This window comes from Nocardia sp. NPDC051900, assembly GCF_044452545.1.
Taxonomy (GTDB): Bacteria; Actinomycetota; Actinomycetes; order Mycobacteriales; family Mycobacteriaceae; genus Nocardia; species Nocardia sichangensis.
Window position 1 is genome coordinate 183,279 of record NZ_JBITBU010000011.1, and the last position, 26,228, is coordinate 209,506.

The 26,228-nt window shown below is 68.5% G+C and carries 26 protein-coding genes and 1 tRNA gene; 10 read left to right on the plus strand and 17 right to left on the minus strand.

The features are described from left to right. Positions 1-112 precede the first annotated feature (112 nt). Positions 113-188: transfer RNA gene (locus tag ACIA5H_RS20850), tRNA-His, on the minus strand. Positions 189-243: 55 nt separating this feature from the next. Continuing rightward, positions 244-882, minus strand: a complete 639-nt coding sequence (orn, locus tag ACIA5H_RS20855) for an oligoribonuclease (protein ID WP_379254320.1) — start codon at positions 880-882, stop codon at positions 244-246. Between the two features lie 200 nt (positions 883-1,082). Here orn and ACIA5H_RS20860 point away from each other — a divergent pair, with 200 nt between their 5' ends. After that, the gene (locus ACIA5H_RS20860) at positions 1,083-2,771 is read left to right on the plus strand and encodes a helicase HerA-like domain-containing protein (protein WP_397077104.1); all 1,689 of its coding nucleotides are present in this window, start codon (positions 1,083-1,085) and stop codon (positions 2,769-2,771) included. 9 nt (positions 2,772-2,780) lie between these two features. On the opposite strand, the gene lysA is transcribed toward ACIA5H_RS20860, so the two are convergent. The 4 genes from lysA to ACIA5H_RS20880 form a co-directional block, all read right to left on the minus strand. Continuing rightward, complete coding sequence (gene lysA, locus ACIA5H_RS20865; RefSeq protein ID WP_397077105.1) at positions 2,781-4,121, minus strand: diaminopimelate decarboxylase; 1,341 nt, start codon at positions 4,119-4,121, stop codon at positions 2,781-2,783. Between the two features lie 142 nt (positions 4,122-4,263). Next, positions 4,264-5,067, minus strand: coding sequence for a mycolate reductase (gene cmrA, locus ACIA5H_RS20870; protein ID WP_379254238.1), 804 nt, complete (start codon positions 5,065-5,067; stop codon positions 4,264-4,266). Between the two features lie 106 nt (positions 5,068-5,173). Continuing rightward, complete coding sequence (locus ACIA5H_RS20875) at positions 5,174-7,204, minus strand: FAD-dependent oxidoreductase (RefSeq protein WP_397077106.1); 2,031 nt, start codon at positions 7,202-7,204, stop codon at positions 5,174-5,176. After that, positions 7,201-7,779 (minus strand): PadR family transcriptional regulator, encoded by a 579-nt coding sequence (locus tag ACIA5H_RS20880; RefSeq protein WP_355075869.1) that lies wholly within the window; start codon positions 7,777-7,779, stop codon positions 7,201-7,203. Before ACIA5H_RS20880 ends, ACIA5H_RS20875 begins: the two co-directional genes overlap by 4 nt. Positions 7,780-7,903: 124 nt before the next feature. On the opposite strand from ACIA5H_RS20880, the gene ACIA5H_RS20885 reads away from it, so the two are divergent. After that, positions 7,904-9,265: an MFS transporter gene (locus ACIA5H_RS20885; protein WP_379254243.1), complete on the plus strand. Its 1,362-nt coding sequence runs from the start codon at positions 7,904-7,906 to the stop codon at positions 9,263-9,265. 131 nt (positions 9,266-9,396) lie between these two features. On the opposite strand, the gene ACIA5H_RS20890 is transcribed toward ACIA5H_RS20885, so the two are convergent. Next, the gene (locus tag ACIA5H_RS20890) at positions 9,397-10,017 is read right to left on the minus strand and encodes a TetR family transcriptional regulator (RefSeq protein ID WP_355075873.1); all 621 of its coding nucleotides are present in this window, start codon (positions 10,015-10,017) and stop codon (positions 9,397-9,399) included. A 172-nt stretch (positions 10,018-10,189) separates the two neighbouring features. On the opposite strand from ACIA5H_RS20890, the gene ACIA5H_RS20895 reads away from it, so the two are divergent. The 3 genes from ACIA5H_RS20895 to ACIA5H_RS20905 are packed head-to-tail and all read left to right on the plus strand — an operon-like array spanning position 10,190 to position 12,798. After that, complete coding sequence (locus tag ACIA5H_RS20895) at positions 10,190-11,311, plus strand: ferredoxin reductase (RefSeq protein WP_379254244.1); 1,122 nt, start codon at positions 10,190-10,192, stop codon at positions 11,309-11,311. 20 nt (positions 11,312-11,331) lie between these two features. Continuing rightward, positions 11,332-12,480 carry a fatty acid desaturase family protein gene (locus ACIA5H_RS20900; protein ID WP_397077107.1) on the plus strand — a complete coding sequence of 383 codons (1,149 nt, stop codon included), beginning with the start codon at positions 11,332-11,334 and terminating at the stop codon, positions 12,478-12,480. After that, positions 12,481-12,798 carry a hypothetical protein gene (locus ACIA5H_RS20905; RefSeq protein WP_379254247.1) on the plus strand — a complete coding sequence of 106 codons (318 nt, stop codon included), beginning with the start codon at positions 12,481-12,483 and terminating at the stop codon, positions 12,796-12,798. Here the strand turns inward: ACIA5H_RS20905 and ACIA5H_RS20910 are convergent, their stop codons facing one another. After that, positions 12,799-13,347: a DUF4254 domain-containing protein gene (locus ACIA5H_RS20910; protein ID WP_397077108.1), complete on the minus strand. Its 549-nt coding sequence runs from the start codon at positions 13,345-13,347 to the stop codon at positions 12,799-12,801. It abuts the gene before it with no gap. 369 nt (positions 13,348-13,716) lie between these two features. On the opposite strand from ACIA5H_RS20910, the gene ACIA5H_RS20915 reads away from it, so the two are divergent. Beyond that, positions 13,717-14,037, plus strand: a complete 321-nt coding sequence (locus ACIA5H_RS20915) for a hypothetical protein (RefSeq protein ID WP_355075883.1) — start codon at positions 13,717-13,719, stop codon at positions 14,035-14,037. 43 nt (positions 14,038-14,080) lie between these two features. On the opposite strand, the gene ACIA5H_RS20920 is transcribed toward ACIA5H_RS20915, so the two are convergent. From ACIA5H_RS20920 to ACIA5H_RS20930, 3 genes are all read right to left on the minus strand, one after another. Next, positions 14,081-15,319 carry an MFS transporter gene (locus ACIA5H_RS20920; RefSeq protein WP_397077109.1) on the minus strand — a complete coding sequence of 413 codons (1,239 nt, stop codon included), beginning with the start codon at positions 15,317-15,319 and terminating at the stop codon, positions 14,081-14,083. Further along, entirely contained in the window at positions 15,316-16,485 is a 1,170-nt protein-coding gene (locus ACIA5H_RS20925; protein WP_397077110.1) for a PLP-dependent cysteine synthase family protein, read from the minus strand. The genes ACIA5H_RS20920 and ACIA5H_RS20925 overlap by 4 nt, the downstream gene beginning before the upstream one ends. A 106-nt stretch (positions 16,486-16,591) precedes the next feature. Further along, positions 16,592-17,008: a hypothetical protein gene (locus tag ACIA5H_RS20930; protein ID WP_397077111.1), complete on the minus strand. Its 417-nt coding sequence runs from the start codon at positions 17,006-17,008 to the stop codon at positions 16,592-16,594. A gap of 239 nt (positions 17,009-17,247) precedes the next feature. Here ACIA5H_RS20930 and ACIA5H_RS20935 point away from each other — a divergent pair, with 239 nt between their 5' ends. Next, positions 17,248-17,925, plus strand: coding sequence for a DUF4389 domain-containing protein (locus ACIA5H_RS20935; protein WP_379254251.1), 678 nt, complete (start codon positions 17,248-17,250; stop codon positions 17,923-17,925). Between the two features lie 25 nt (positions 17,926-17,950). Here the strand turns inward: ACIA5H_RS20935 and ACIA5H_RS20940 are convergent, their stop codons facing one another. From ACIA5H_RS20940 to ACIA5H_RS20950, 3 genes are read right to left on the minus strand one after another with little or no spacing between them, the layout of a single operon-like run. After that, positions 17,951-18,937, minus strand: coding sequence for an ATP-binding cassette domain-containing protein (locus ACIA5H_RS20940; protein WP_379254253.1), 987 nt, complete (start codon positions 18,935-18,937; stop codon positions 17,951-17,953). Continuing rightward, entirely contained in the window at positions 18,934-19,761 is an 828-nt protein-coding gene (locus ACIA5H_RS20945) for an ABC transporter permease (RefSeq protein ID WP_379254254.1), read from the minus strand. The genes ACIA5H_RS20940 and ACIA5H_RS20945 overlap by 4 nt, the downstream gene beginning before the upstream one ends. Then, positions 19,754-20,527 (minus strand): ABC-2 family transporter protein, encoded by a 774-nt coding sequence (locus ACIA5H_RS20950; protein WP_355075897.1) that lies wholly within the window; start codon positions 20,525-20,527, stop codon positions 19,754-19,756. The genes ACIA5H_RS20945 and ACIA5H_RS20950 overlap by 8 nt, the downstream gene beginning before the upstream one ends. A gap of 227 nt (positions 20,528-20,754) precedes the next feature. Here ACIA5H_RS20950 and ectB point away from each other — a divergent pair, with 227 nt between their 5' ends. Both ectB and ACIA5H_RS20960 read left to right on the plus strand, forming a co-directional pair. After that, positions 20,755-22,011: a diaminobutyrate--2-oxoglutarate transaminase gene (ectB, locus tag ACIA5H_RS20955; RefSeq protein WP_397077112.1), complete on the plus strand. Its 1,257-nt coding sequence runs from the start codon at positions 20,755-20,757 to the stop codon at positions 22,009-22,011. Positions 22,012-22,158: 147 nt separating this feature from the next. Next, entirely contained in the window at positions 22,159-22,557 is a 399-nt protein-coding gene (locus tag ACIA5H_RS20960; RefSeq protein ID WP_397077131.1) for a group 1 truncated hemoglobin, read from the plus strand. A gap of 124 nt (positions 22,558-22,681) precedes the next feature. Here ACIA5H_RS20960 and ACIA5H_RS20965 read toward each other — a convergent pair whose 3' ends face one another. Further along, entirely contained in the window at positions 22,682-23,011 is a 330-nt protein-coding gene (locus tag ACIA5H_RS20965) for a metalloregulator ArsR/SmtB family transcription factor (protein ID WP_356968276.1), read from the minus strand. An 86-nt stretch (positions 23,012-23,097) separates the two neighbouring features. Here ACIA5H_RS20965 and ACIA5H_RS20970 point away from each other — a divergent pair, with 86 nt between their 5' ends. Then, positions 23,098-24,087, plus strand: a complete 990-nt coding sequence (locus tag ACIA5H_RS20970) for a zinc-binding alcohol dehydrogenase family protein (protein ID WP_397077113.1) — start codon at positions 23,098-23,100, stop codon at positions 24,085-24,087. 31 nt (positions 24,088-24,118) lie between these two features. Here the strand turns inward: ACIA5H_RS20970 and ACIA5H_RS20975 are convergent, their stop codons facing one another. Beyond that, positions 24,119-25,339, minus strand: a complete 1,221-nt coding sequence (locus ACIA5H_RS20975) for a carboxylesterase family protein (protein WP_397077114.1) — start codon at positions 25,337-25,339, stop codon at positions 24,119-24,121. Between the two features lie 3 nt (positions 25,340-25,342). Beyond that, positions 25,343-26,215, minus strand: a complete 873-nt coding sequence (locus ACIA5H_RS20980) for a VOC family protein (protein ID WP_379254261.1) — start codon at positions 26,213-26,215, stop codon at positions 25,343-25,345. Positions 26,216-26,228: the final 13 nt, after the last annotated feature.

The window sequence follows — 26,228 nt, forward strand, 5'->3', positions numbered from 1 at the left end:
TTCTTAGTTTAGCCCGGCTCGCCCTCCTTTGTCGTTCTTACCTCCAGCCCCCCCGCGCCGCGGGCCCCCCCCCCCCCCCCCCCCCCCCCCCCCCCCCCCCCACCGCGACACCTGGGGTGAGCGACGGGACTCGAACCCGCGACAGCCAGGATCACAACCTGGTGCTCTACCAACTGAACTACGCTCACCATCGCCGGTGAAGAACCAGCGGGCTAGATATTAGCGTGTCTACCCGCCCACTCCCTAATCGTTATCTGGCGAGCCGTTGACCTGCGCCGATTCGGTCCGCTGTTCGGCGGTTTCGGAGATCTCGGCGGCGACGGCGGCGATTTCGGTGGTGGAGGGACCGGGCGGCGCGACGAACGCGGTCCGCCGGTAGTACTCCAGTTCCCGGATGGACTCCTGGATGTCGGCCAGTGCGCGATGGCTCAGGCCCTTCTCCGGCTGGCCGAAGTAGATGCGCGGGTACCAGCGGCGGCACAGCTCCTTGATCGAGCTCACGTCGACCATCCGGTAGTGCAGGTGGGCATCCAGCAGCGGCATGTCCCTGGCGATGAAACCGCGGTCGGTGGCGATCGAGTTGCCGGCCAGCGGCACGGTGCGCGGGGTAGGGATGTACTGGCGGATGTAGTCGAGCACGCGCTGCTCGGCCTCTTCGAGGGTGACGGTGGAGCGGCGGACCTCGTCGGTCAGCCCGGAGCGCGCGTGCATCTCGGCGACCACGGCAGGCATCGCGGCCAGCGCGTCGTCGTCGGCGTGGATGACGATGTCCACGCCCTCGCCGAGGATGTTGAGATCGCTGTCGGTCACGAGTGCGGCCACCTCGATCAGCTTGTCGCTGTCCAAGCGCAAGCCGGTCATCTCGCAATCCATCCACACCATGTATTTGTCGGACACTCGTGCAACATTAGCCGGGCGAAGGTCCGGTGCCCGCGATACGGCTCGGCAACCCCGAAGCCGCCGATGCGGACAGGAATCCCACCGGTGGCGATACAGTTTCTTCCAGATCGTCACCCGGCGTTTTCGGTGCGGCAGCAAACATTGTGTGGAGCAGCCCGGTCGAGCCAGGACGGAGACGTGCGATGACCACCCCGCAGGAGAAGGCGGCCGCGGCGCGCAAAGCGGCCGACGAGGCGGCGCGGATCGCGGCGGAGGCGTCCGCCGCCGCGGAGGCCGCGGAACGTGAACTGGCCGAGCGGACGGCGGGTGGAGCCGGCGCTGCCGAAGGAAGAGACGAACCGTCCCCGGGCTCGACCGCCGCACAAGAGATCGCCGCGGGCTACGCGTTCGAGGGCGCTGCGCTGGACCTGGGCGCCGTGGTGGTCGACGGGAGGGTGGATTCCGGCGCGCGCGTCCGTATCCCGATGCGGATGATGAACCGGCACGGTCTGGTCGCGGGGGCGACCGGCACGGGGAAGACGAAGACCCTCCAAGGCATCGCGGAGCAACTGTCGAGCGCCGGGGTTCCGGTGGTGCTGGCCGATATCAAAGGCGACCTGTCGGGTTTGGCCGAGCCGGGCCGATCGAGCGAAAGACTCGCCACGCGGATCGCGGAGACCGGCGCCGCGGACTGGGCGGCGACCGGCTTCCCCACCGAGTTCGTGTCGCTGGGCACCACCGGGGCAGGGCTTCCGATCCGCGCCACGATCAGTTCGTTCGGCCCGGTTCTGCTGAGCAAGGTGCTCGGGCTGAACGAGACGCAGGAATCCACCCTCGGCCTGATCTTCCACTGGGCCGACCGCAACGGCCTCGCGCTGCTGGACCTGAAGGACCTGCGCGCCGTGATCACTCATCTGACCAGCTCCGAGGGAAAGGATGACCTGAAAGGCATCGGCGGTGTCTCCGCGGCCACCGCGGGCGTGATCCTGCGCGCCTTGGCGAATCTGGAGGCCGACGGCGGCGACACGTTCTTCGGCGAGCCGGAACTCGACCCGGCCGACCTGGTGCGGGTGGTGGACGGAAAAGGGGTGATCACACTCTTCGAGCTGGGTGCCGAGGCGGCGCGGCCGGTGATGTTCTCCACATTCCTGATGTGGGTGCTGGCCGACCTGTTCCAGACCCTGCCGGAGGTCGGCGACGTGGAGCGGCCCGAGCTGGTCTTCATCTTCGACGAGGCGCACCTCCTGTTCTCCGACGCCTCGAAGGCGTTCTCGGATCAGGTGGAGCAGACCGTCAAACTCATCAGGTCCAAGGGAGTGGGCGTGTTCTTCTGCACACAGCTGCCCACCGATATCCCGAATCCGGTGTTGTCCCAGCTCGGCGCGCGCATCCAGCACGCGCTGCGCGCGTTCACCCCGGACGACCAGAAGGCGTTGGCCAAGACCGTCCGCACCTACCCCAGGACCGGGGTATACGACCTGGAGCAGGCGCTGACCTCCCTCGGCACCGGCGAGGCGATCGTGACGGTGCTCTCCGAGCAGGGCGCGCCGACGCCGGTGGCCTGGACCAGGATGCGGCCGCCCCGGTCGCTGATGGACACCATCGGCGTGGACGCGATCCGGTCGCGGGCGCTGTCCAGCTCGCTGGCCTCGAAGTACGCCCGGACCATCGACCGGGAATCGGCCTACGAACTGCTGGCCGCCAAGGTGGCCGACGCGGCGCGGGAGCCGGAACCGGCACCCGTCCCCGGCCGTAACGTGAACCGCGTGGGAGAGGAGTCCGCCGCCGAGCGGATCATGCGGAATCCCGCGGTCCGCGGCTTCCTGCGCTCGGCCGCCACCGCGGCGGGACGCGAGATCACCCGCAGCCTGTTCGGCACCCGGCGCCGCTGAGCGCGCCGGTCATCCGACCTCGCGGGCGAGCAGGTCCGCCGTCGTCTCCCTGCGGATCAGTTCGCGGGCGCGGCCGTGTCGAACGGCGATGACCGGCGGCCGACCGACAGTGTTGTAGGACGAGGCAAGGCTGTGATGGTAGGCGCCGGTGCACGGCATCGCGAGCACCTCGCCGGGGCGCAGGTCGGCAGGCAGCCGGACGTCGGCGGCGAGGATGTCGCCCGCCTCGCAGAAGCGACCGGCGACCGTCGCGGTCATCTGCGGACCGCACGGGTGGCGGCTGGCGACCACGACCTCGTAGCGCGCGCCGTAGAGCGCGACGCGCGGGTTGTCGCTCATCCCGCCATCCACGGTGACGTAGGTGTGCCCGCCTTCGACGTGCTTGATCGAGAGCACTCGGTACAGCGTCACCCCGGCCCTGGCGACGACGGCGCGGCCGGGTTCCAGCGCGAGGACCGGGCGTGGGAAGTGGTGGCGGGCGCAGGCGGCGTCGAGGGCGTCTTCGAGGATGTCGGCGAGTTCGGCGAGATTCATTTCGGCGTCACCGGCGCGATAGGCCACCGCGTGACCGCCGCCGAGATCCAGTTGGGTCAGCACGACGCCGTGGTCTTGCCGCACCTGCGCCATCGCGGCGACCAAGCGCCGTACCGCCTCGCCGTAGTGATCCGGGTTGTAGAGCTGCGAGCCCAGATGGCAGTGGAAGCCGACCAGGGTGAGGTTCGGTTGGCGCAGCACACGGTCGATCGCCTCGGCGGCCGAATCGCTGCCGAGGGGGAAGCCGAACTTCTGGTCGTGCACACCGGTGCGCACCGCGGGATGACCGTGGACATCGATGCCGGGGGACAGGCGCAGCAGCACCTGCTGTGGCTTCGTGGCCAGGGCGGACAGCAGCGTGATCTCGGTGTGCGAGTCGATCACGATCCGGCCGACCCCGCTGCGCACGGCGGTGGCCAGTTCGTCGAACGACTTTCCGTTGCCGTGCAGGACGATGCGCGCGGGGTCCACACCGGCCGCCAGCGCGACGGCCAGTTCGCCCGCCGAGCACACGTCGACCGAAAGGCCTTCTTGGGTGACCCAATCCAGCACCGACCGGATCATCAGGGCCTTGCCCGCGTAGATGATCTCGGCCTCGGGAAAAGCTTTGCGATAGGCCCGGCAGCGGGACCGTACCTCCTGCTCGTCCAGGACGTAGGTGGGCGTCCCGTACTGATCGGCGACGTCGGCGAGGGCGACGCCGCCGAGGGTGATCCCGCCGTCGCCGTCGTAGTGCGTGTCCCGCGGCCAGACCGCGGCATCCAGGCGCGAAGGTGATCCCGACCGCAATGACGGGAGGATGTCGAGCAGCGTCACGATGTTCTCCTGGGTCGCCCCCGCTTTCTCGAATTGCGGGGCCGATGCCAGGACTACGCCGGGTGCGGGGCCGGTGGGCCGGTCATTTGCGGATCCTTGACCACCGGGCGTCGCTTCTTGACAGCTCGCTGACGCGGCTGGCTCAGCTGCCGAGTTTCTTGTAGAACGCGCCGGCGATGGGAGCGGTGACCGCGCGCGGGCCGTACTGTCCCGCCACACTCATTCCCTTGCTGATCAGGCCGGGGACCACGCGCATCTTGTTGCGGGCGAGCGCGTCGATGGACATCTTCGCGGTGGATTCCGAGGAGACCCACATGAAGTCGGGCACCATCCGGTCGACGATGGAGGCGTCGGCGGGATCCGGGGTCTCGGTGCGGACCGGGCCGGGCGCCAGCAGGGTGACGTGCACCCCGGAGCCTTTCAGCTCGCCGCGCAGCGATTCGGAGAAGGTGTTGGCGAACGCCTTGCTCGCGGCGTAGGTGGCGTTGTTCGGGATCGGCATGTTGCCCGCGGCCGAGCCGCTGATCAGGATGCCGCCGCTGCCGCGGGCGAGCATGCCGGGCAACACGGCCAGCGTCAGGTCGTGCACGGCGACGGCGTTGAGTTCCATCTGCGCGCGCTCGTAGGCCGGGTCGAGTTCGGCGATCGCGCCGAAGGTCGCGATGCCCGCGTTGTTGCACAAGACGGCGATCTCGCGGGTCGCCAGTTCTTTCACCAGTACAGCGCGCTGCTCGCGGTCGGCCAGGTCGACCGCGCGCACCTCGGCGGTGATGCCGTGGGCCAGGGTCAGTCGCTGCGCGAGCTCGGTGAGCAGCTCCTCGCGGCGGGCGACCAGGATCAGCGAGTAGCCGCGGGCGGCGAGTTCGGCGGCGAGCGCGGTGCCGATGCCGGAGGAGGCGCCGGTGACGACCGCGCGGTTCTCGGAAGTGGGGGAGGGCAGGCTCACCCGATGCAGCCTAGGCGACGTGACCCGGTGGTCCGCCGCACGATCCCCGGCGCGGTTCCGTGCCGCGGTGACGGCGGCCGGGCGTCCGGGCCCGGCCGCCGCCCGCTCACAGCCGTGCGGCCAGCCGGGTGCCCTGGTCGATGGCTCGTTTGGCGTCCAGCTCGGCGGCCAGTTCTGCGCCGCCGATGAGGTGCGGGCTCATCCCGGCGGCGCGCAGCGGGGCCTCCAGGTCGCGCACGGATTCCTGGCCCGCGCAGACGATGACGTTGTCGACCGGGATCAATTGCGGCCGTTGTCGCTTCTCTCCGAAGCTGATGTGCAGGCCGTTGTCGTCGATGCGCTCATAGTTCACACCGCCGATCTGCTCGACGCCCTTGGCCTTCAGCGCGGCCCGATGCACCCACCCGGAGGTCTTGCCCAGGTCCTTCCCGAACGGAGTGGTCTTGCGTTGCAACAGAACGACTTCGCGCGCCGCCGGAGCCGGCCTGGGCGTGGCGAGCTGTCCGGGGACCTGCTCGTCGTCGGAGGTGACGCCCCACTCCTCCTTCCACTCCTCCAGCTTGAGAGCGGGATGCCCTTCCACGGTGAGGAATTCGCTGACGTCGTAGCCGATGCCGCCCGCGCCGATCACGGCGACGCGCTTGCCGACCGGCTTCTCCTCCCGCACCAGCTCGGCATAGGACAGCACCATGGGGTGGTCGATACCGGGGATGTCCGGGATCCGCGGCTGTACACCGGTGGCGAGCACGACCTCGTCGTAGCCGCCCGCGATGAGTTCGGCGGCGCCGACCCGCTTGTTCAGGTGCACCGTGACGCCGGTGAGCTCGAGCATCCGGGTGTAGTACCGGATCGACTCACTGAATTCTTCCTTGCCCGGGATGCGGCGGGCGATGTCGAACTGGCCGCCGATCTTGTCGTCGGCCTCGAACAGGTCGACGCGATGGCCGCGTTCGGCGAGGCTCACCGCCGCCGAGAGCCCGGCCGGGCCCGCGCCGACCACGGCGACGCGCTTGCTGCGGCGGGTCGGCAGCAGCTTCAGCTCGGTCTCGTGCCCGGCGCGCGGATTGAGCAGGCAGGACACGGTCTTGTGCTGGAAGGCGTGATCGAGGCACGCCTGGTTGCACGCGATGCAGGTGTTGATCTCGTCGACGCGATCCTGGGCGGCCTTGTTAACCCACTCCGGATCGGTGAGGAAGGGACGGGCCAGCGAAATCAGCTGCGCGTCACCGCGGGTCAAGATCTCCTCGGCCACCTCGGGCATGTTGATCCGGTTCGACGCGCACACCGGGATGGTCACCCGCGCGGTGATCTTCGCGGTGAATTCGACGAAGGCGGCGCGGGGTACCGAGGTGACGATGGTGGGCACCCGCGCTTCGTGCCAGCCGATGTCGGTGTTGAGGACGTTCACCCCGGCGGCTTCGAGTTCCACGGCCAGCGCGACAATCTCGTCGAAGCTCTGTCCCTTCTCCACCAGCTCGGCCATGGACAGCCGGAACACGATGATGAAGTCCGGACCGACCGCGGCGCGGGTGCGGCGCACGATCTCCACCGCGATCCGGCGCCGGTTCTCCGGGGAGCCGCCCCACGCGTCCGTGCGCTTGTTGGTGCGCGGCGCGAGGAACTGGTTGATGAAATATCCTTCACCGCCCATGATCTCGCAGCCGTCGTAGCCCGCGAACTGGGCCAGCTTCGCGCAGCGGGCGTAGTCGTCGATGGTGCGCTCGATGCCTTTGGCCGACAGCGCGCGCGGCCGGAACGGGTTGATGGGCGCCTTGATGGACGACGCCGACACACTGCCCGGCATGTAGGAGTAGCGACCCGCGTGCAGGATCTGGATGGCGATCTTGCCGCCGTGCTCGTGCACCGCTTTGGTGATCGTGCGGTGCCGGTACGCTTCGGTTTTGTTGGTCAGCTTGGCGCCGAAAGGCAGCAGCCAGCCCGCGCGATTCGGCGCGTAGCCGCCGGTGATGATCAGGCCCGCGCCGCCGCGTGCTCGTTCGGCGAAGTAGGCGGCCAGTTTGTTGGTGTCCCAGGCGCGGTCCTCCAGCCCGGTGTGCATCGAACCCATCACCACGCGATTGCGCAGGGTGGTGAAGCCGAGATCGAGCGGCTCGAACAAATGGGGGAAGGAGCTCATGGGGCAGGTCGCCTTTCTCCGTCCGCGTGCGGGGCTGTCGCGCGCGGGTGTAGTGCTTGCAGAACTTCGTCGCACCATTCGACGAATCCGGCCTCCACGCGGATGCCCGCGCGCAGGACGAGGTACTGGTGCAGGGCTGTCCCGGCGAGCCGCTCGGGAGCGGGGAAGTCGTGTTTCTCGATGTGCCGGTACAGCTCGAGCCGCTGGGCGTGCTGGTCGCGGTGGCGGGCCACCTCGGCGCGCAACGCGGTGATGTCGCCGTACGCGGCGGCGCGGATCTTCACGGCGAGTTCGTTGCGCGGAGTGGCGGAATCGCTCGGTTCGGCGATCCAGCGCGCGAGTTCGGCGCGTCCGGTCTCGCTCACCGAGTAGACCTTCTTGTCCGGCCTGCCCTCCTGGATCACCGTCTCGCCGTCGACCCAGCCTGACTCCTCCATGCGCTTGAGGACGCGATAGATCTGCTGGTGGGTCGCGCTCCAGAAGTAGCCGATGGACTTGTCGAAGCGGCGCGCCAGCTCGTACCCCGAGCCGGCGCGCTCGGTCAGCGATACCAGCAACGCGTGCTCGAGTGCCATGCGGTGAGGATAGCCGTGACACTCGGTACTATGCAACTAGGTGCATAAGAATCCTTCGTGGTCGTCGCGGCCGGACCCGATTTCGGCCCGCCTCGAAACCGTCTCGCGCATTAAGCTGCGCGGCATGACCGAGGTGAACGCCCAGGCGACAGTCGGGCAGGCCGCCGGGCGCGGGCAAGTGGTGGCGTGGGGGCTGTGGGATTGGGGATCTTCGGCATTCAACGCCGTGATCCTCACCTTCGTCTTCTCGGTGTATCTCACCGACAAGGTCGGCGACGATCTGCCCGGCGGTGTCTCCGCCAGCGCGTGGCTGGGGTGGGCGCTTGGCATCGCGGGCCTGATCGTGGCGTTGACCGCGCCGGTCAGCGGACAGCGCTTCGACGCGTCCGCGAAACGCAAGGGCTCGCTCGGTGCGCTGACCGCGCTGACCGTCGCGGCGATGACGCTGATGTTCTTCGTGCACGACGACTACCACGACCTGTGGTTCGGCCTGGCGCTGCTGGCGTTCGCGTCGGCCTGCTTCGAACTGGCGGGCGTGCCGTACAACGCGATGCTGCGGCAGGTCTCCACGCCGCAGACCGTCGGCCGGGTCTCCGGATTCGGTTGGGCGATGGGTTATTTCGGCGGCATCCTGCTGCTGCTGATCTGCTATTTCGGCTTCATATCCGGCGAGGGAGACAACCGCGGGCTGCTCGGCGTGCCCACCGATCAGGGACTCAACATCCGGCTGGTCGCCGTGCTGGCCGCCGTCTGGTTCGCCGCCTTCGCGCTGCCGGTGCTGTTCGCGGTCCCCGAACTGCCACGGACGAACGCCGATCCCGGCGCCGCGAGCGCGGGGTTCCTCGGCTCGTACCGGGTGTTGTGGCGTGACCTGCGTGAGCTGTGGCGCGTCGACCGGCGCACGGTCGGCTTCCTGGTGGCCAGCGCCGTCTTCCGGGACGGCCTCGCCGGGGTGTTCACCTTCGGTGCTGTGCTCGCCGTGCGGGTCTACGGGATCGCCGACTCGGATGTGCTGCTGTTCGGCATCGCGGCCAATGTCGTTGCGGCGCTGGGTGCGATCGTCGCGGGGCGCTTCGACGACCGGGCCGGGCCGAAGATCGTCATCGTGGTGTCCCTGGCCGCGATGCTGGTGTGCGGGCTGGCGCTGCTGGTGGTGTCCGGCCCACTGATGTTCTGGATCTTCGGCTTGCTGCTCACCGTCTTCGTCGGCCCGGCACAGGCGGCGGCGCGCTCGTTCCTGACCCGCCTCGCGCCGCCGGGCCGGGAGGGTCAGCTCTTCGGCTTGTATACGACCACCGGGCGCGCGGTGTCCTTCCTCGCCCCGAGCCTGTTCGGCTTGTTCGTCTGGCTGTTCGGTTCGGACCGGGCGGGGATCGCGGGCCTGTTGGTCGTGCTCGCGGCCGGGCTCGCGGTGCTACTGCCGGTGCGATCACCGGATCCGGTCACGGCGCGCGGCGATGTCGAGGAGCCCCGGCCCGCCGAGTGAGTTCGGCGGATTCGGTCGCGGCGGGCGGCGGCGTCGAGGAGCCCCGGCCCGCCGAGTGAGTTCGGCGGATTCGGTCGCGGCGGGCGGCGGCGTCGAGGAGTCATGGCCCGCCGAGTGAGTTCGGCGGCGGATCAGCGCCGCTTCGGTGGCCGCCAGCCGCCCATGCCGAGTGCGATCAAACGCATCTGCTGGACGGTGCGGTCGATGATCGCCTGCTCGTCGCGCGGCGCGGCCGACACGTAGGCGGCGATCCCGTCGGTCACCGTGCTGACCATCAGGTCGGCGGCGATCTCCAGGTCTCGTGGCGTCCAGGAGTCCAGGGCCCGGATGCGGGAGAGGTCGGCGACGAGCTCTCGGACGATCAGTTGGATCTCCCGGGCGATGGCCGTGCGCAAGGCGGCGGACCCGCCGTGGCGCTCCCTGGTGAGGAAGCCGAACAGCTCACGTTTGGGGCCCACTTGCGCGAACACGAAGCGCACCGTGTCCGACAGGCCCGCGTCGGCATTGCGGCGGACTTCGCGCAGCGCCAGCCGCAGCGCGGTGACGCCGTCGTCGACCAGCGTCGCGCCGAGGTCCTCCAGCGACGCGAAGTGCCGGTAGAACGCCGTCGGCACGATGCCGGCCGAGCGGGCGATCTCCCGCAGGCTGAGCGCGGCGAATCCGCGTTCGGCGGCCAGCGCGAGCGTGCCGTCCAGGAGCGCCTGCCTGGTTCGCTCCTTGCGTTCGCCTCGGGTAGCCGCCTGCTCACTCATCTCGGTGAGCATACATCCGTTCACCATTCGACCTATCCCCAGATGTAGTTCGAGTCACATGTTTCGCCGGTTGACACCTAGCCCCGGTCATCGGTCACACTAGTTGAGTGTACAGACGTGCACTGAAATTCCAGCCGCACGTCGTCAGTCCGACAAGAGGTACGGAGAACAAATGGTGGATCTCATCAACTTGGTGCAGACCCTGACCTCGCCGCACCCGCTGGATCGGTACCTCGAGCTGGTCCGCCCCACCCTCACGGTGCGGGACATGCGGGCCGAGATCACTCACGTGCGCCGCTCGGCGCCCGGCTCGGTGACGCTCACGCTGCGCCCCACCCGGCACTGGCAGGGCCATGTTGCCGGACAGTACGTCCAGATCGGCGTGGTGATCGATGGCGTGCGGCACACGCGGTGCTACTCGCCGGTGAACCCGGAAGGCGGTCGGGATCGTCATATCGAGCTGACCGTGAAAGCGCATCCGGACGGTTTGGTGTCGCAGTACCTGTACCGTCACGCCGCCCCCGGTATGGTGGTCGACCTGGCGCCCGCCGACGGCGTGTTCCGGCTGCCCGAGTCGCGGCCGCGGCGCGTCCTGCTGATCAGCGGTGGCAGCGGCATCACGCCGGTGCTGTCCATGCTGCGCACGCTCGCCGCGGAGGACCATTCGGGCGAGGTCGTCTTCCTGCACTACGCCAAGTCGCCCGCTGTGCTGCCGCACCGAGCGGAACTGGACGCGATCGCTGCACGGCATCCGAACTTCCGCATCGAGCTGCGCTATCCGCATCGCATGCCGGATCTGGCGCCGCGGGCGGATTCCGGTGCGCCGTGGGTGGATCTCGCCCGGCCGAAGGGCAGCGGGTACTTCGACTACGACGAGCTGGAGCGCGTCGCGCCTTGGTTCGCCGACGCGCAGACCTTCGTCTGCGGTCCGCCGTCGCTGATGGACGCGGTGCGCACGATCTATCAGGCCGAGCAACTCGAGGACCGGCTGCACTCCGAGGAGTTCACGCTGTCGGTCGCGCCGGTGGACGCCGCCGACGCACACGGCACCGTCAGTTTCTCGGCCAGCGGCGTGAGCGCCGACAACACCGGCGCCACGTTGCTCGAGCAAGCCGAATCCGCCGGTCTCACGCCCGAGTACGGCTGCCGCATGGGGATCTGCTTCTCCTGCACAGCGGTGCGCCGCTCCGGCTGCACGCGCAATCTGCGCACCGGCGAGACCGACACCGACCCCGACCAGCCGATCCAGCTGTGCATCAGCGCGCCGGTCGGCGACGTCGACATCGACATCTGATTCACGAAGGGGAGACAACCATGACCATCCTGACCGAAACCGAGAACGGACCGCTGGTCCTGAGCCCGGACCAGATCGAGGAACTCGGCCGTGAACTCGACGAGCTGCGCGCGGCCATCGTCGCCGACCTCGGCGAGCGCGACCGGGAATACCTGTACTCGATCATCAAGGCGCAGCGGGGATTCGAGATCGCCGGGCGCGGCCTGATGTATCTCGGCTTCCTTCCGCCCTTCTGGCTGGCCGCCGTGGCGGCGCTGAGTGTGTCGAAGATCCTGGACAACATGGAGATCGGCCACAACGTCATGCACGGCCAGTACGACTGGATGCGCGAGCCCGGCCTGAATTCCCGCGTGTTCGAATGGGACACGGTCTGCCCGGCCGACCAGTGGAAGCACTCGCACAACTACCTGCACCACACCTACACCAACATTCACAACAAGGACCGCGACATCGGCTACTCCATCCTGCGCATGGACGAGGCGCAGGAGTGGAACGTGCTCCGGCTCGGCCAGCCGCTGTACGCCTTCGTGCTCATGATGCTGTTCGAGTGGGGTGTGATGGGCCACGACCTCGAGGTCGAGAACATCCTGGCGGGTAAGAAGAAGTGGCCGGAGGTCAAGAACCTGATCCTCGGTCAGTGGCGCAAGGCGGGCAAGCAGGTGCTCAAGGACTACCTGGTGTTCCCCGCGCTGACCGGACCGCTGTTCTTCCACACGCTGGCGGGTAACGTCACCGCCAACCTGGTGCGCAACGTGTGGGCCTTCGCCATCATCTTCTGCGGTCACTTCCCGGCCGGCGTACAGACGTTCACCGAGGAGGAGACCGCGGACGAGACCCGCGGCGAGTGGTACATCCGGCAGATGCTCGGCTCGGCCAACATCACCGGCAGCAAGCTGTTCCACATCATGTCCGGGAATTTGTCGCATCAGATCGAACACCATCTGTTTCCCGATCTGCCCGCGAGCCGTTATCCGGAGATGGCGCCTACGGTCCGCGCATTGTGTGAAAAGTACGGTTTGCCGTACAACACCGGCTCGCTCGGTAAGCAGATCGGCTCGGTGTGGAAGAAAATTTTCAAGCTGGCACTTCCGCCGCGCTGGGTCGAGAGCGAACCGTCCCCCGGTGTTATCGTGATGCGTCAGCGAAAGGCGAGCGAAGCGGGCGTGTGAATGATCGGGAAATTCGAGAGCAACAAGGATCTCATTCAGGAATTGACGTCTTCCGGTGCCAGGCACGTCGGCAATATCGCCAACATCATCACGGGGACGGTCGCCGAGGTCACCAGGGAGATCGGTGAGTGGATCACCGACGCCATCGAGATGAACGAGGCGGCGGCCGCGGCGCGCCGGGACGCGGAGGCACAGCGGGATCTCGATCGTGACCTCGACACCGAGACCGAGGTCACGGTCACGAAACCGCGGGCGGACGCGACGGAGGCGTTCCTCGACGCCGAGGTCGTCGAGCCGGGCGTCGACGAGCCGCGCTGATCACCAGACCGGCAGCCTGCGCCGATGCTCGATGACGTCGGTGATCAGATCCTGATAGCCGTCGACCAGCTCGGCCAGCCTGGACCACTGCAGGTGGGCCTCACCGCCCGCCTGCCCCGGGTGCGGCCCGGTCGTGATCTCGTCGTCCAAAGAGTGTCGGGCCGAAACCCATTTGGCCGCGATTCGGTCGATGACCGCGCCGAGTGTCTCGGTATGCAGCGAGGCGCCCTCTCGGTGCTGCACGTTCTCCGCCACCCATGCGTCGATCCGTCCGATCCATTCCGCGCGGCAGCCGTCGATGTCCTCCACTTGCTGGGTGCAGGCGGCGACGCGGGTGCTGGATGCCTCCGGGGCGTGTGCTCGCTCGAGTGTCCGCTGCCGTCGCTCGTGGCAGTCGACGAGCTTCCGCGCGGCGTGCAGCACGCTGTGCCGGTGCTGGTTCTCGCCGGGTTCGCGAATCGCGCGAAGCAGTGCGGCGGGCGGCGGCAGCTCTTGGGCTCCGAAACTGCGCTGAGCGTATTCGGTGGGCATGACATACCTCTGCGACACGACGAATCCTGGATGCGCCAGGGCCGAGGGGGATTTCGGGGAGGGGCGCCCCTCGGCTCCGGCGCAGTCCCGCACCCGGATGCCATCCCGAGTTCCACCAGCACGGCAGAGAAACCGGGAAATCCGCGACGATGCGGGAGAAGACGGTCCGAGAAATCAGGACACTTTCAGGAAAGCGCGGTAACCGAAGCCGCGCAATACTCTGGTCCGTGAATCCGAAAGCTGCCGGGAAATCGTTATATTCCGTTACGGATCGGTCACCCGGACCGGCGCTCGGCGGTGCGTTCTCGAAATTGTCGAGCGTATGAGCAGCAACCGATTCGGTGCGTGCGCTGCGCGCCGCCGCCGCATGGGCTAGCCTCGGTATTCGTGCCCGCCTACGTGTCATCGCCGGAGCTGACATTCGGCTTCATGTTCGCGCTGGAAGACCCTGAGCGAATCGCGGAGGTCGTGCGTGATCTGATCGTCCGCAAGACCGTGTCGGTCTTCCGTCTCGCCCGGCTGTCCGACGACGACGGCCCGCCGGAGCGCTACGTGGTCAACTGGGCGGTCATCCCGCAGATCTCGATCACCACCGCCGCGCCGGACGAGGAGGAGCTGCGCACCACCCGCACCATGCTGGTCAACGCTTTTCTCAGTGAGGGTGGCGAGGTCAGCCTGTATTCGGCGCAGTCGAGCGGACCGGCCTGAGGCGGACCGTCCCGGAGGCGCACATCCAGGACGGTCCGATCGATCACCCAACCGGTAGCGGTGCGTCGAGCCGTCCGGAGCGGGCGAGCGCCAACAGCCCCGCCGCCGCGGCTGCTCCCACGGCGACGAGCGCGGCCCACGCCAGTGCGCTCATCCCGGCCTCGCGCGTGCGGTCCAGCAGCGTTCCGATGCCCAGATTCCCGAGCAGGATGCCGATACCGACGATGGTGTTGTAGAGGCCGTAGTGCGTCGCCACCAGGCGGTTGCCCGACAACGCGACCACGGTGTCCATTTCGAACGGAAAGACCGCTGCCGCACCGATTCCCAGCGCGACCGCGGTCAGCAGCAGTGCGCCGATCGCGGGCCACACACCGAAGCCGGTGCCAGGGATCGCCATCAGCGGCACGAACGCCGACGCGAGTATCGCCATGCCGAATGCCAGGCTGTGCGCGCGGCCCCACCGCTGCCCGAACCAGCGGGTGATGCGCAGTTGCCCGGCGATCGCGATCAACCCGGACAGCACGAACACCGCCGTCATCAGCACGGTGGCCGAGTCGCCCGCGATCCGTGCGGCGTGCACCGGCAACGCCAGGTAGACCTGGAAGGCCAGGACCGAGGAACTGATCATCGCCGCGGCGAACAGCAGGAACGGGCGGTTGGCCAGCACCACACGCCAATCGTCCAGCACCGAAGTGGTTTTCGGCTCGGCGCGGTGCTGCGGCAGCGCGCGTAACTGGGCCAGCGTCAGCACGCCGAACACCACCGCGGCGCCCGTGGCGGTCGCGCGGAAGTCGACGGCCATCAGCGCGAGCCCGGCGATCGGGCCGAACAGTATGCCCGCCTGGTAGAAGACGTTGAACACGGCGAACGCCTCCACCCGGCGCTCGCCCGAGTCGACCGCCAGATACGCGCGGACCGCCGGGTTGAACAACGCGCCCGCGAAGCCGGTCGCGGCCGAGGCCACCAGCAGCGCGGGCAGCGTGTCCGCGACCGCGAGCAGCGCGAAACCGCCGGTGCGCAGCAGGCATCCGGTCACGATGAGCGGCTTGTAGCCGAGTCGATCGGCCAGCGTGCCGCCGACGAGGAACATGCCCTGCTGGGAGAAGTTGCGGATACCGAGGACGAGCCCGACCGCCCACGCGGCCAGCCCGAGCGGACCGGCCAGGTAACCGGCCAGGTAGGGCATCAGCATGTAGAAGCCGGTGTTGATGGCGAACTGATTGACCATCAGCATGCGGCTGGGGCGGTTGAAGCTGCGGAAGGTGGCGATCAGGTCGGTCATCGCGTCCGCTCCTTCCTGGCGTCACGGGGATCGACGACCGTCGTGCACCGGGTCCACGAGAGCGCGACGGCGTCGGCCGGATGCGCGATGCGTAGCGGTGCGGTGGGTGGTGCGATGTAGAGCAAGCCGTGCTCGCGGCAGTAGTCGTCGTTGTACACAGTGTCGAAGTAGCGCAGCGGTCCGTCGGGAAAGACCGCGGCGATCCGCGTGGCCGGATCGCCGGTGCGGGCGAGCCAGCCCGCGACCAGGGCGACCGCGCCGACGCTCCAGCCGCCGCTGGCGTGATGTGTCGCGGCGAGTCGACGGCACGCCCAGACCGCCTCCGCGGGCGCGACCCAGTGCACCTCGTCGAACGCCGAATAGTCGACGTTGTCCGGATGGATACTCGAACCCAGCCCGCGCATCAGCCGTGGCCCCGCGGGCTGTCCGAAGATCGTGGACGCCACGGTGTCGACGCCGACCAGACGCAGGTGCGGAAAGTACCGGCGCAGCGTGCGCGTGATGCCCGCGGAATGGCCGCCGGTGCCGACCGAGCAGACCAGGACGTCGATCCTGCCCAGCTGGGCGACCAACTCGAGCGCCAGGGTCTCGTAGGCGTCCTGGTTGTCGGGGTTGCGGTACTGGTCCGGGCACCAAGCCCGCGGATCGCGCGCCAGCAGTTCGGCGACGCGGTCGCGCCGCGCCTGCTGCCAGCCGCCGGTGGGGTGCGGCTCGGTGACCAGTTCCACCCGCGCGCCGTAGGCCGCGAGCATGCGGCGCATGAGCGGTTCCAAGTCGGGGTCGGTGACCAGCGTGACCGGGTGGCGATACGCCATTCCCGCCAGCGCCAGGCCCAGACCGAGCGTGCCGCTGGTGGATTCGATGATCGGAGCGCCAGGTGCGAGCGCACCGCGCGCGATGGCGCGCTCGACCATGTGCAGCGCGGGCCGGTCCTTCATGCCGCCCGGATTGGCGCCCTCGAGTTTGGCCCAGAAGCCGCGGCCGTCCGGTTTCGTTGTGCCGTCGAGCGGTTCGGTGATCCAGAGCACGGGCGTGTTGCCCACCATGGTCGCCGGACGCGGACAGCGCTGGGCCGCCGTGAGCAGACTCGCCGGGCTCGCGAGGGCAGGCTCCGGTTCGCGGGGAGCCGGATCGGGCACAGCCGGGTTCTGCAGCGCAGAAGTCATGAGGAATCGTCGATTCTGTGCGGTCGCTGTGGCAGCGACGGTGTGAGTGCGGACTTCGCACGAACACCGGCCGGGCCCCGGCAGGCTCCGGCCTGACGCTGACCGATCAGTTCCGATCGATGCCGAATCGAGTGAGTCTGTCTCTGCCCGGATACACCGGCAGGGTCGCGACCGGGGGTGCGCGCACGCCGCCCGCGCGGGCGGACGCGGGCGCCGCAAGCAGCACCGACACGGACGCGAGCAGTAGCAACAGCAGCAGCGTGACTTCGCGCGGCAGGGCGGCGAGCACCCCGTCGGCGGGCACGTGCCGGTCCGGTTCGGCGGCGTGCTGATGCCGGTCGGCGAGGATCGCCGGGGAGACGATGGAGGCCACGACGGGGCCGGACGCCTCGATGTGGGCGTGTGCCGCGACGGCGTGGTCGAAGACGTGGCACTGGGGCACCGCCATGGCGACCACCCAGACGGTGTACGCGAGAGCCACGATCACCCGGATCACCGGTAACCGCTGCGCGCCGAACGTCACGCTTTCCGATGGTACAAGCCCGTTCGCACGACGATTCGCGGGTGGGAATCGGTATGGGTGCGCGCTCCGGGTGATTTCGGCTGCGGCGCAACGCTCCTCGTTCGCCGAATGCGACCGTGCACCCCGATTCGTTGGCGTGTCGGTATCGAATGGTGCCGTTCACAGGTGGCCGGATACGCGACAATCAGGACACCTACTGGTTGTGGCATGGATCACAGCAACCGTAAGGAGCGTTGCTCATGGAACTCGAGAAGCCGGCCGCGCCGCCCAGCCCGATTCGGGTACGAGGCGATCTGGACCCCGCACTGTCCCGGTGGCTGTGGCTGGTCAAGTGGCTACTGGCGATTCCGCACTACGTCGTGCTGTTCTTCCTACACATCGCGTACGCCGTGCTCACGGTGGTGGCCTTCTTCGCCATTTTGATCACCGGCAAGTACCCGCGAGGACTGTTCGACTTCAACGTCGGCGTCATGCGCTGGGGATGGCGGGTGACTTTCTACGCGCTCTCGGTACTGGGCACCGACAAGTACCCGCCGTTCAGCCTGCAACCGAACGCGGACTACCCGGCCGACCTGGAGATCGACTATCCGGAGACCTTGCACCGCGGCCTGGTGCTGGTGAAGTGGTGGCTGCTCGCCATTCCGCACTATCTGATCGTCGGCGCGGTGCTCAGTGGCGGCATCGCGATCGCGGGGAGCGACGGTGACGACTGGGGCGGCGGCTCGATCTCTTTGCTGAGCATCCTGCTGATCGTCGCGTTGATCGGGTTGCTGTTCACGGCGCGCTACCCGCAAGGCATCTACGACTTCGTGATGGGCGTCAATCGCTGGATCATCCGCGTGCAGGCCTATGCCGGTTTGATGCGGGACGAGTACCCGCCCTTCCGGCTCGACCAGGGCGCCCGCGAATCCGACTGAACCGGTACCGAATCCGCCCGCCTGTTCAGCGGGCGGATTCGTATATCCGCCGGACGACGTCCTCGATCTCGGGCTCCTCGATCGACAGGTCCCGCACTTCGGCGCGCTCCGACACCGCGGCCAGCAATTGCGCGGCCGTGATCTGCTCGGGATCGAAGGCCAGCCGCTGCCGCATACCGTCGCCTTCGGTGCCGAGCAGCTGGGCGCAGCGTAGATCGTCGAGGTCGGGCGTCGGTTCGGCCAAGTCGACCACCAGTACCCGGCGCGCGCCGACGGTGGCCGCCAATCCGGTGAGCGATCCGTCGTACACCAAGCGGCCGTGGTCGACGACGAGCACACGCTCGCAAAGCCTTTCGATGTCGCCCATGTCGTGGGTGGTGAGCAGCAGGGTCGTGCCGCGCTCGGCGCGCTCGGCTCGGAGGAACTCGCGCAGCCGCTGCTTGGACAGCACGTCGAGGCCGATGGTCGGCTCGTCCAGGATCACCAGTTCGGGCGAATGCAGCAGTGCCGCGGCTACTTCCGCGCGCATGCGCTGGCCCAGCGAGAGCTGGCGCACCGGTGTGTCGAGCGTGTCGGCCATTTCCAGCTGCTCGATCAGCTCGTGCGCGCGCTTGCGCGCGGCGCCCGGCTCCAACCGGTGGATCGCGGCGAGGATCGAGAACGACTCGCGCAGGGGCAGATCCCACCACAGTTGCGAGCGCTGGCCGAACACCACGCCGATCCGCCCGGCCAGTTCGCGCCGCTGCCGCACGGGATCCAGCCCGCAGGTGCGTACAGTGCCCGCGGTGGGGACCAGGATGCCGGTGAGCATTTTGATCGTGGTGGATTTGCCCGCGCCGTTGGCGCCGATATAGCCGACGGCGGCGCCCCGGTCGATCCGGACGGTCATCCCGTCGACGGCGGTGAGCGTCTCGCGGCGCCTGCGCCAGCGGCGGCCGTTTTTGCGATACAGGATGAACTGCCTGGTGAGGCTCTCCATGTCGATGATCGCCTCCGGGCTGCCCGTGCTCATCCGCCGCCTCCCTGGTAATGCCGAGTGCCCGATCGCCACAAACCCAGCGCCAGCAGCCAGACCCACAGCGCCGCCACCGGGGTGAGCCAGGCCAGCCAGGCGGGCAGCAGCGGAGGGCCGGGCAGGCCGAGCAGCGCGAGGGTGGGCAGATAGGCCGTGAACGAGACCGGAATCGCGAACCCGAACAGCAGCCGCATGGGGGTGGGGAACACCGACGCCGGTTGCGTCGCCGCGAACGAGCCGCCGTAAGTGAAACTGTTGGTGAGCTCGGAGCCGTCGATCAGATAGAACTGCAATCCGGCGGCGCAGACGAACACCCCGCCGAACAGCGCGATACCGCCGACCAGCGTGAGTGCGAGCAGCGCGGCCGTGGTCGAACTCCAGGCGATGTCGTTGCGTGCCGCACCGGTCACCAGCGCGACGATCGAGACCGAGGCGCGAGCGAACCGGCGCAGGGAGATGTCGCTGGTGATCAATTGCAGCAGCAATGGTTGCGGCCGCAGGTGGTAGGCGTCGAGCTGGCCCATCCGGATCAGCACCGGCAGCGTGTCGAGGTGGCCGAAAAGCACCTGGGCCAGCGCGAAACTCGTGTTGCTCAACCCGAACAGAAGCAGTGCGCCGTCCAGGTCGAGGCCGCCGAGGACGCGTGCGGTGCGGAAGATGAGCCACACCTCGGCCAATTCGACCAGGCCCACCAGAAATGCGCTCAGAAGCTCACTGGCGAACGACAACCGGTAGCTGCGCTGCGCCCGGATCCTGGAGCGCAACACGGCCACGTAGGGCGTCGACCACGACTCGGTGCGCGGGGCAACGATGTCACCCACCCTGCACCTCCAGCCTGCGTCGGCCCGCGACGAGCAGCACGCGTCCGGCGATCGCGGTGACCACCACCCAGAACACTTGGATCCCGACGACCGAGAGTGCTTCCGCGCCGGTGATCCGTCCCGAGAGCACGTCGATCGGAGATTGCAGAATCGACGGGAAAGGCGTGGCCGCCGCGATGGCGCCCAGCCACGATGGGAACATGTGCACCGGCACGAACAGTCCGGCCAGGAACGTGCCCGCGGCGTAGTACAGCACCCGGATGCCGCGGGTTTCCACGACCCAGAATCCGATCAGCACCACGAGGAACCGGCACAGGAACGAGATGACCACCGCCAGCAGGACACTCACCGCTCCGAGCAGGTAGGGACCGGGCGTGACCGGCATCGCCAGCCCGAAGGTGAGCGTGCCCACCAGCACGCTCGGCACTCCGCGCGGCAGGAAAGTGCACGCCGCGCGCCCGAGATCGTCGGCGAGATAACCGCATTGGATGTCGACCGGGCGCAGGAAATCGATGGCGATATCGCCGTTCTTGACCCGATCGTCCAGCGGTCCCAGCGGTCCCATGAACTGCACCGCGCCGAGCAGCCCCTGGGAGAGCCACACGTAGGCGCCGACGCTGCCCCGGTCGTACCCGCCGAAGTCGCCCGCGGCGTCCACCGCCGCGGCGAGGACGGCCGCGCGGACGAACCCGAACACGCAGTTGGTGAACAGCCCCGCGAACATGGCCATTTTGTATTGCCACTGTCTGCGGAATCCGGCGCCCACGAGGGATGTGTAGAGGGCGACGGCGCTGCGAAATCGTTCCCTGACGGCACGCTGTCCGCCCCCCTCCGGTCTGCCGCGCACAAGGAGTTGACTCTACTGGCCGCGGCGTGGAGCGGGAAAGGCTTCGGCGCGTTTTGAAGAAAAGGCCACATCCGGGCTGCGTCGATGTTAGAAACACTCTCACTTCAGATTGTGGAGCGCTCGCGCACGACGAGTAAGGAACGCCGATGACCGTCGCCGAGATGACTGTTTTCGAGGCACTCGAATCGAACGTGCGCGGGTACTGTCGCTGCTGGCCCGCCGTCTTCGACACCGCCAGCGGAGCGTGGTTGCGCGACGAGAACGGCAAGGAGTACTTGGATTTCTTCGCGGGCGCGGGCTCGCTCAACTACGGCCACAACAACCCTGTACTCAAGCGGGCGCTGCTCGACTACATCGCCGGAGACGGCATCACCCACGGGCTGGACATGTCCACCGTCGCCAAGCGGCGGTTGCTGGAAGTGTTGCGCGACAACGTCCTCGCCCCGCGCGGGCTGGATTGGAAAGTCCAGTTCCCCGGGCCGACCGGAGCCAACGCGGTCGAGGCCGCGTTGAAGCTCGCGCGCAAGGTGACCGGGCGGCAGACCGTGCTGAGCTTCACCAACGCTTTCCACGGGATGTCGCTGGGCGCGCTGGCGGTGACCGGGAACGCCGCGAAGCGGTCGGGTGCAGGGGTGTCGCTCGGGCACGCGATGCCGATGCCATACGACGGGTATCTCGGTGTCGCCGACGATCTGCTGTGGATGCGTAAGGCGCTGGACGATCCGTCATCGGGGTTGGACAAGCCTGCGGCGGTGATCGTGGAGACGGTGCAGGGCGAAGGCGGCATCAATGTGGCCCGGGCGTCGTGGTTGCGTGGACTGGCCGAGTTGTGTTCGGCCCGCGGCATTCTGTTGATCGTCGACGACGTGCAGATGGGTTGCGGCCGTACCGGGCCGTTCTTCTCTTTCGAGGTCGCCGGGATCACGCCCGATATCGTGACGTTGTCGAAGTCGATCGGCGGCTACGGTCTGCCGATGGCGTTGGTGTTGTTCCGGCCGGAGCTCGATCAGTGGGCGCCCGGTGAGCACAATGGCACCTTCCGGGGCAACAACGCGGCGTTCGTGACGGGGCGTGTCGCGCTCGAGCACTATTGGTCGGATTCCGCACTGGAACTCGCGACCGTCGCCAAGGGGGAGCGGATCGCCCGAGCCCTGGGCGAATTCGTCTCGACCTTCCCCGGAGTCTCGACGCGGGGACGGGGTTTGGTGCACGGCGTCGTGTTCGAGGACACGTCTCTCGCGGAAAAGGTCGGCCGGGCCGCTTTCGATCGTGGCTTGCTCGTGGAGACGTCCGGTTCGATGGACGAGGTGATCAAATTGATGCCGCCCCTGACGATCGCCGACGACGAGATCGACCACGGCATCCGGCTATTGGCGGCAGCGATGGAAGCGGTGTGCGGATGAAGGCCTTCCGTACGTGTTGCAAAACTATCTCAGCGATGCCCGCGTGGCGGTGAGGAGCGAGTAATCGCGCTGCGACGAAGGCAAAAGAGTCGCGACACTGTACTAATCCGGACGCAACAGTCCGGTGATGTCCTGGTAGCCATGCGAATGCCCTCCTGGCTCGGGAAGAGCAAGACAACCAGCAGCATCTACGACCAGATCGGCGGTCACGCGGCACTCGAGGTCGTCGTGGAAGATTTCTATACCCGCGTGCTCGCCGACGGTGAACTGGCCGGATTCTTCACCGGCACGAACATGTCGCGCTTGAAGGGAAAACAGGTCGAGTTCTTCGCCGCGGCCCTCGGCGGTCCCATCCCGTACACCGGTGCTCCGATGAAGCAGGTGCACCAGGGCCGGGGTATCACCATGCATCACTTCGGCTTGGTGGCGGGGCATCTGGAGGCGTCGCTCACCGCGGCGGGCGTGCCCGCCGATCTGGTCGCCCAGATCCTGGGCGCCATCGCCCCGCTGGCCGACGACATCGCCTCGTCGACCGCGACGATCTAGCCGCCGGGTCCGGTGGCGTGCCCGCTGCCGGTGGCGGGCACGCGGGCTCGGCGACTGCGGTCCGCGCCGAACGCCGTAGTCGCGGCACTTTTCGGGTCATGGCGGCTGCGCACCGCGGTGTGATTCACGCGCGTTCGAAGGCGTCGACTATGTGGCCGACGAGGCCGGGGAACCGGGCCTCGATATCGTTGCGGCGCAGTGATGTCCAGCGCTTGGTGCCTTCGTCTCGCTGGTGGATCAGGCCGGCTTCGCGTAGGACGCGGAAGTGATGGCTGAGCGTCGAGGGCGCGACATCCACGGGAAAGGTGCCGCAAACCCGCTCCGGCCCGGTCCACAGCGTCCGCACGATCGTCATCCTGGTCCGGTCGGACAGCGCGTGCAGGATGTCGAGGAGGTCCAACTCGGCGACGTCGGGGTGCCGCGGTGGTGCCGTGTTCCGTTGCGATCGGGCCATGTGCGAACTCCTTCCCCCTTGGTGAAACCAGGCTACCGTGCTTATTCTATGTTCGACGAACATCGAACATAGAATAAGGGGTCCTCATGCGGGCAGTGCAGCTGACCGGTCCGGCGCCGGATGCCACCACGACGCGGGTCGTCACGACCGACGAGCCGCGCCCGGGTCCGGGCGAGCTGGCGATCGAGGTCGCCTACGCAGGCATCAACTTCATGGATGTCATGGCGCGACGCGGCGACGCGGGATATGCCTCCGGCTGGCCGTACACGCCCGGGCTGGAGGTGGCGGGCCGGGTGCGCGCGCTCGGCGCGGGGGTCGACCGTTTCGCCGTCGGAGACCGCGTCGCCGCGTTGACCCGCGCGGGCGGGCTGGCCGAGGTCGCACTCGCTTCCGCCGACGTGGTCACCGCGGTACCCGCCGCCGTACCGCTACCGGTCGCGGCCGCCGCGCCGCTGGTGCTGTCGACCGCCACGTTGTTGCTGCGCGACGCCGCCCGGCTGCGGCCCGGCGACTCGGTGCTCATGCACTCGGCCAGCGGGGGAGTCGGCCACGCGGTCGCGCGACTGGCGGCCGCCGAGGGCGCGGGCCCGCGGTTGGGCACGGTGGGCAGGCCGGACAAGATCGCAGACGGGCTCGCGGCGGGGTGGGATGTCGTCACCGCGCGCGGCGAGGATGTCGTCGCCGCGGTGCGGGCCGCGGCCCCGGGCGGGGTGGACGTCATCCTCGATCCGACCGGTACCGCGAATCTCGAGCTCGACCTGGAACTGGCCGCGCCCGGTGCGCGAATCGTGCTGTTCGGCAACGCGGCCGGTGGCGCGCCCACGCCGTTGCCGCCGTTGGCCCGGCTCATCGGCGGCAACGTCGCCCTGATCGGGTTCAGCATCAGCCGGCTGCGGGACACGGTGCCGCACAGAGTCGCCGCGGCCCTCGCCGACGGTCTGGACAAGGTCGGTGACGGCGGACTGGAACTGCCGGTGACGGTGGTCGACTCGCTGGACCGGGTCGCTGAAATACACGATCTGCTTGCCGCTGGACGAGGTTCCGGCAAGTACGTCGTCGCGATCGGCGGCGAGTGAGGCTTCGGTGGCCTCGGCTCGGGACACGGACCTAGACGAAGTGCTCGATGTGCGGGAACCCGGCCCAGCCGGGATCACCGGTGTGCACGAACGCAGCGCAGGCCTGCTGCACTTTCATGGTCAGTCGCCGCAGGTCGGCCGGGTCCGCGCCGGCCAGCATCGGCGCCGTGCGCCAGGCCTCGAGACGGCCGAACACGAAGGGTAGGTCGATGCAGTGGCAGGCTCGGAACAGGCTGCCCGGCGGAGACCAGTCGAACCGGAAGGCGAAGGCCGATCGGGTCGGCAGGCCGTCGAGGCCGAAGAACCGTTCGGTCAGCTCCGCAGGCCCGTCGGGGAAGAACGCGCGGGCTTCGTCGCGGGTCGTGCCGACCAGCATCGGCAGGTCATGGGGCAGTCCGCCCACCAGGTCGGCGGACACCCCACCCGCGGCGACCAGTTGGAACGGCGGTGTCACGTCCAGCGGTACGGCCCGCCGCCGGGCCAGCTCTCCCTGCGCGGACAGCAATCGGCCGATCGACACGGCCCGTAGCCGATCCGCCTTCTCGGGGTGCAGGCCGAGTACCTCTAGGAATTGCCGCCCGATCCCGGCGGCCGCGGCCGGGGCGTACGGCCGCGTCCCTGTCGGCGTGCTCTGCAGGATGACCTGCCGGAACAGTCCTACGCCGGCCGGGTGGCGGAGCAGTGCGAGCGCCGACAGCGCCCCGGCCGACTGACCTGCCAGCGTGACGCGTCTCGGGTCGCCGCCGAACGCCGCGATGTTCTCCCGCACCCAGCGCAACGCCGCGACTTGGTCCAGCAAGCCCACATTGGGCGGGCCGTATTCCGGCGCCAAGTACAGGTATCCCAATGCGCCGAGCCGGTAGTTGACCGTGACGACCACCATCCGCCCACGCTCGGCCAACAGGGAGCCGTCGTACCAGGCTTCGGCGCCCGAACCGCTGGAGAACCCGCCGCCGTGCAGCCAGACCAGCACCGGCAGCCCGGTGCCGCCCGGTGTCCAGACATTCAGCGACAGGCAGTCCTCGCTTCTGTCGAGAGCACTGCCCGGCCCCATCACCCGTTCCAGCCGCGAGCGTGGCTGCGGAGACGCCCGACCCGGCCGCCGAGCATCGCGTACCCCGGTCCAGGCGGCAGCGGGCCCCGGCGCGGCGAACCGCGCGGCCCGGCCGAACGGGATGCCGCGAAACGCGGTCACCGACCCGCTGGTGACACCGCGCAATGCCCCGGCGGGGGCGTGTACCAGTTCGTTCATCGCTCAGGCCGCCAGGAAGGCGACCGCCCCGCCACGGGCCTCGGCAGCCCCGACAAAGAATCCACCGGGCAGCTCGCGCACGGTGAAACCGTTGCCGACCACCAGTTTCCGCGCGGCGTCGAGATCGGCGACGGCGACGGCCTGGCCCGCGAGGTAGGGCAGTGCGGGCACCGGCTCCCCGGGCAGGACCGCCTCGAAGTCGGAGACCGCGACGATCTCCATCCGGCCCACTGTCAGCGGCAGGACCGTCAGCGGCGGCTCGGCCAGCGGCTGGACGTCGAGGATGCGGGCGTAGCGGTCGACGGTCGCCGCCCGTTCCGTGTCGTCCACGACGAGCAGCACGCTGTGCAAGTGGGTGGCGCCGTTGGCATGGTCCAAGTAGCGGGGCTGATGGATCAGTTCGGGCGTCAGATGCCGGGCGATGTGGATCAGTCCCTCGGGGGTCAGCGCGCGGTCGAGGTGCACCGCCTCGAACCGCGCGGTCGCCGGGCCGTCGGGGGTGTCAACGTCGCGTTGCAGCGGCAGCACCCCGGACGAGGACAGATCGGCCGCGCGCAGCCGGCGCTCGACCGCTTCGGCGTCCGCGCAGCCGAACGAGCAGCCGTGCAGACCCTCGTATTGTGCGATCAGGGGCCGGATCTGCCACGGATCGACCGAACCGTCCCCGAACAGCCCGAGCAGTTCCAGGTAGGTCGAGCCGAACAGCGCGCACCGGTTGCCCGCACCCATCGGTTTGCGCTCACCACCGGGCCGATCCGAGCCCATGTGCATGGACAGCGGCGTGAGGGTGAAGCCGAGCGCCTCGTATGTTCCGGCGGTGGCATCCATGTCGGTGGTGTAGAGGACGGAGTGGTCGATGCGATCGATGTCGGTCATGCTCAAAGGCTGA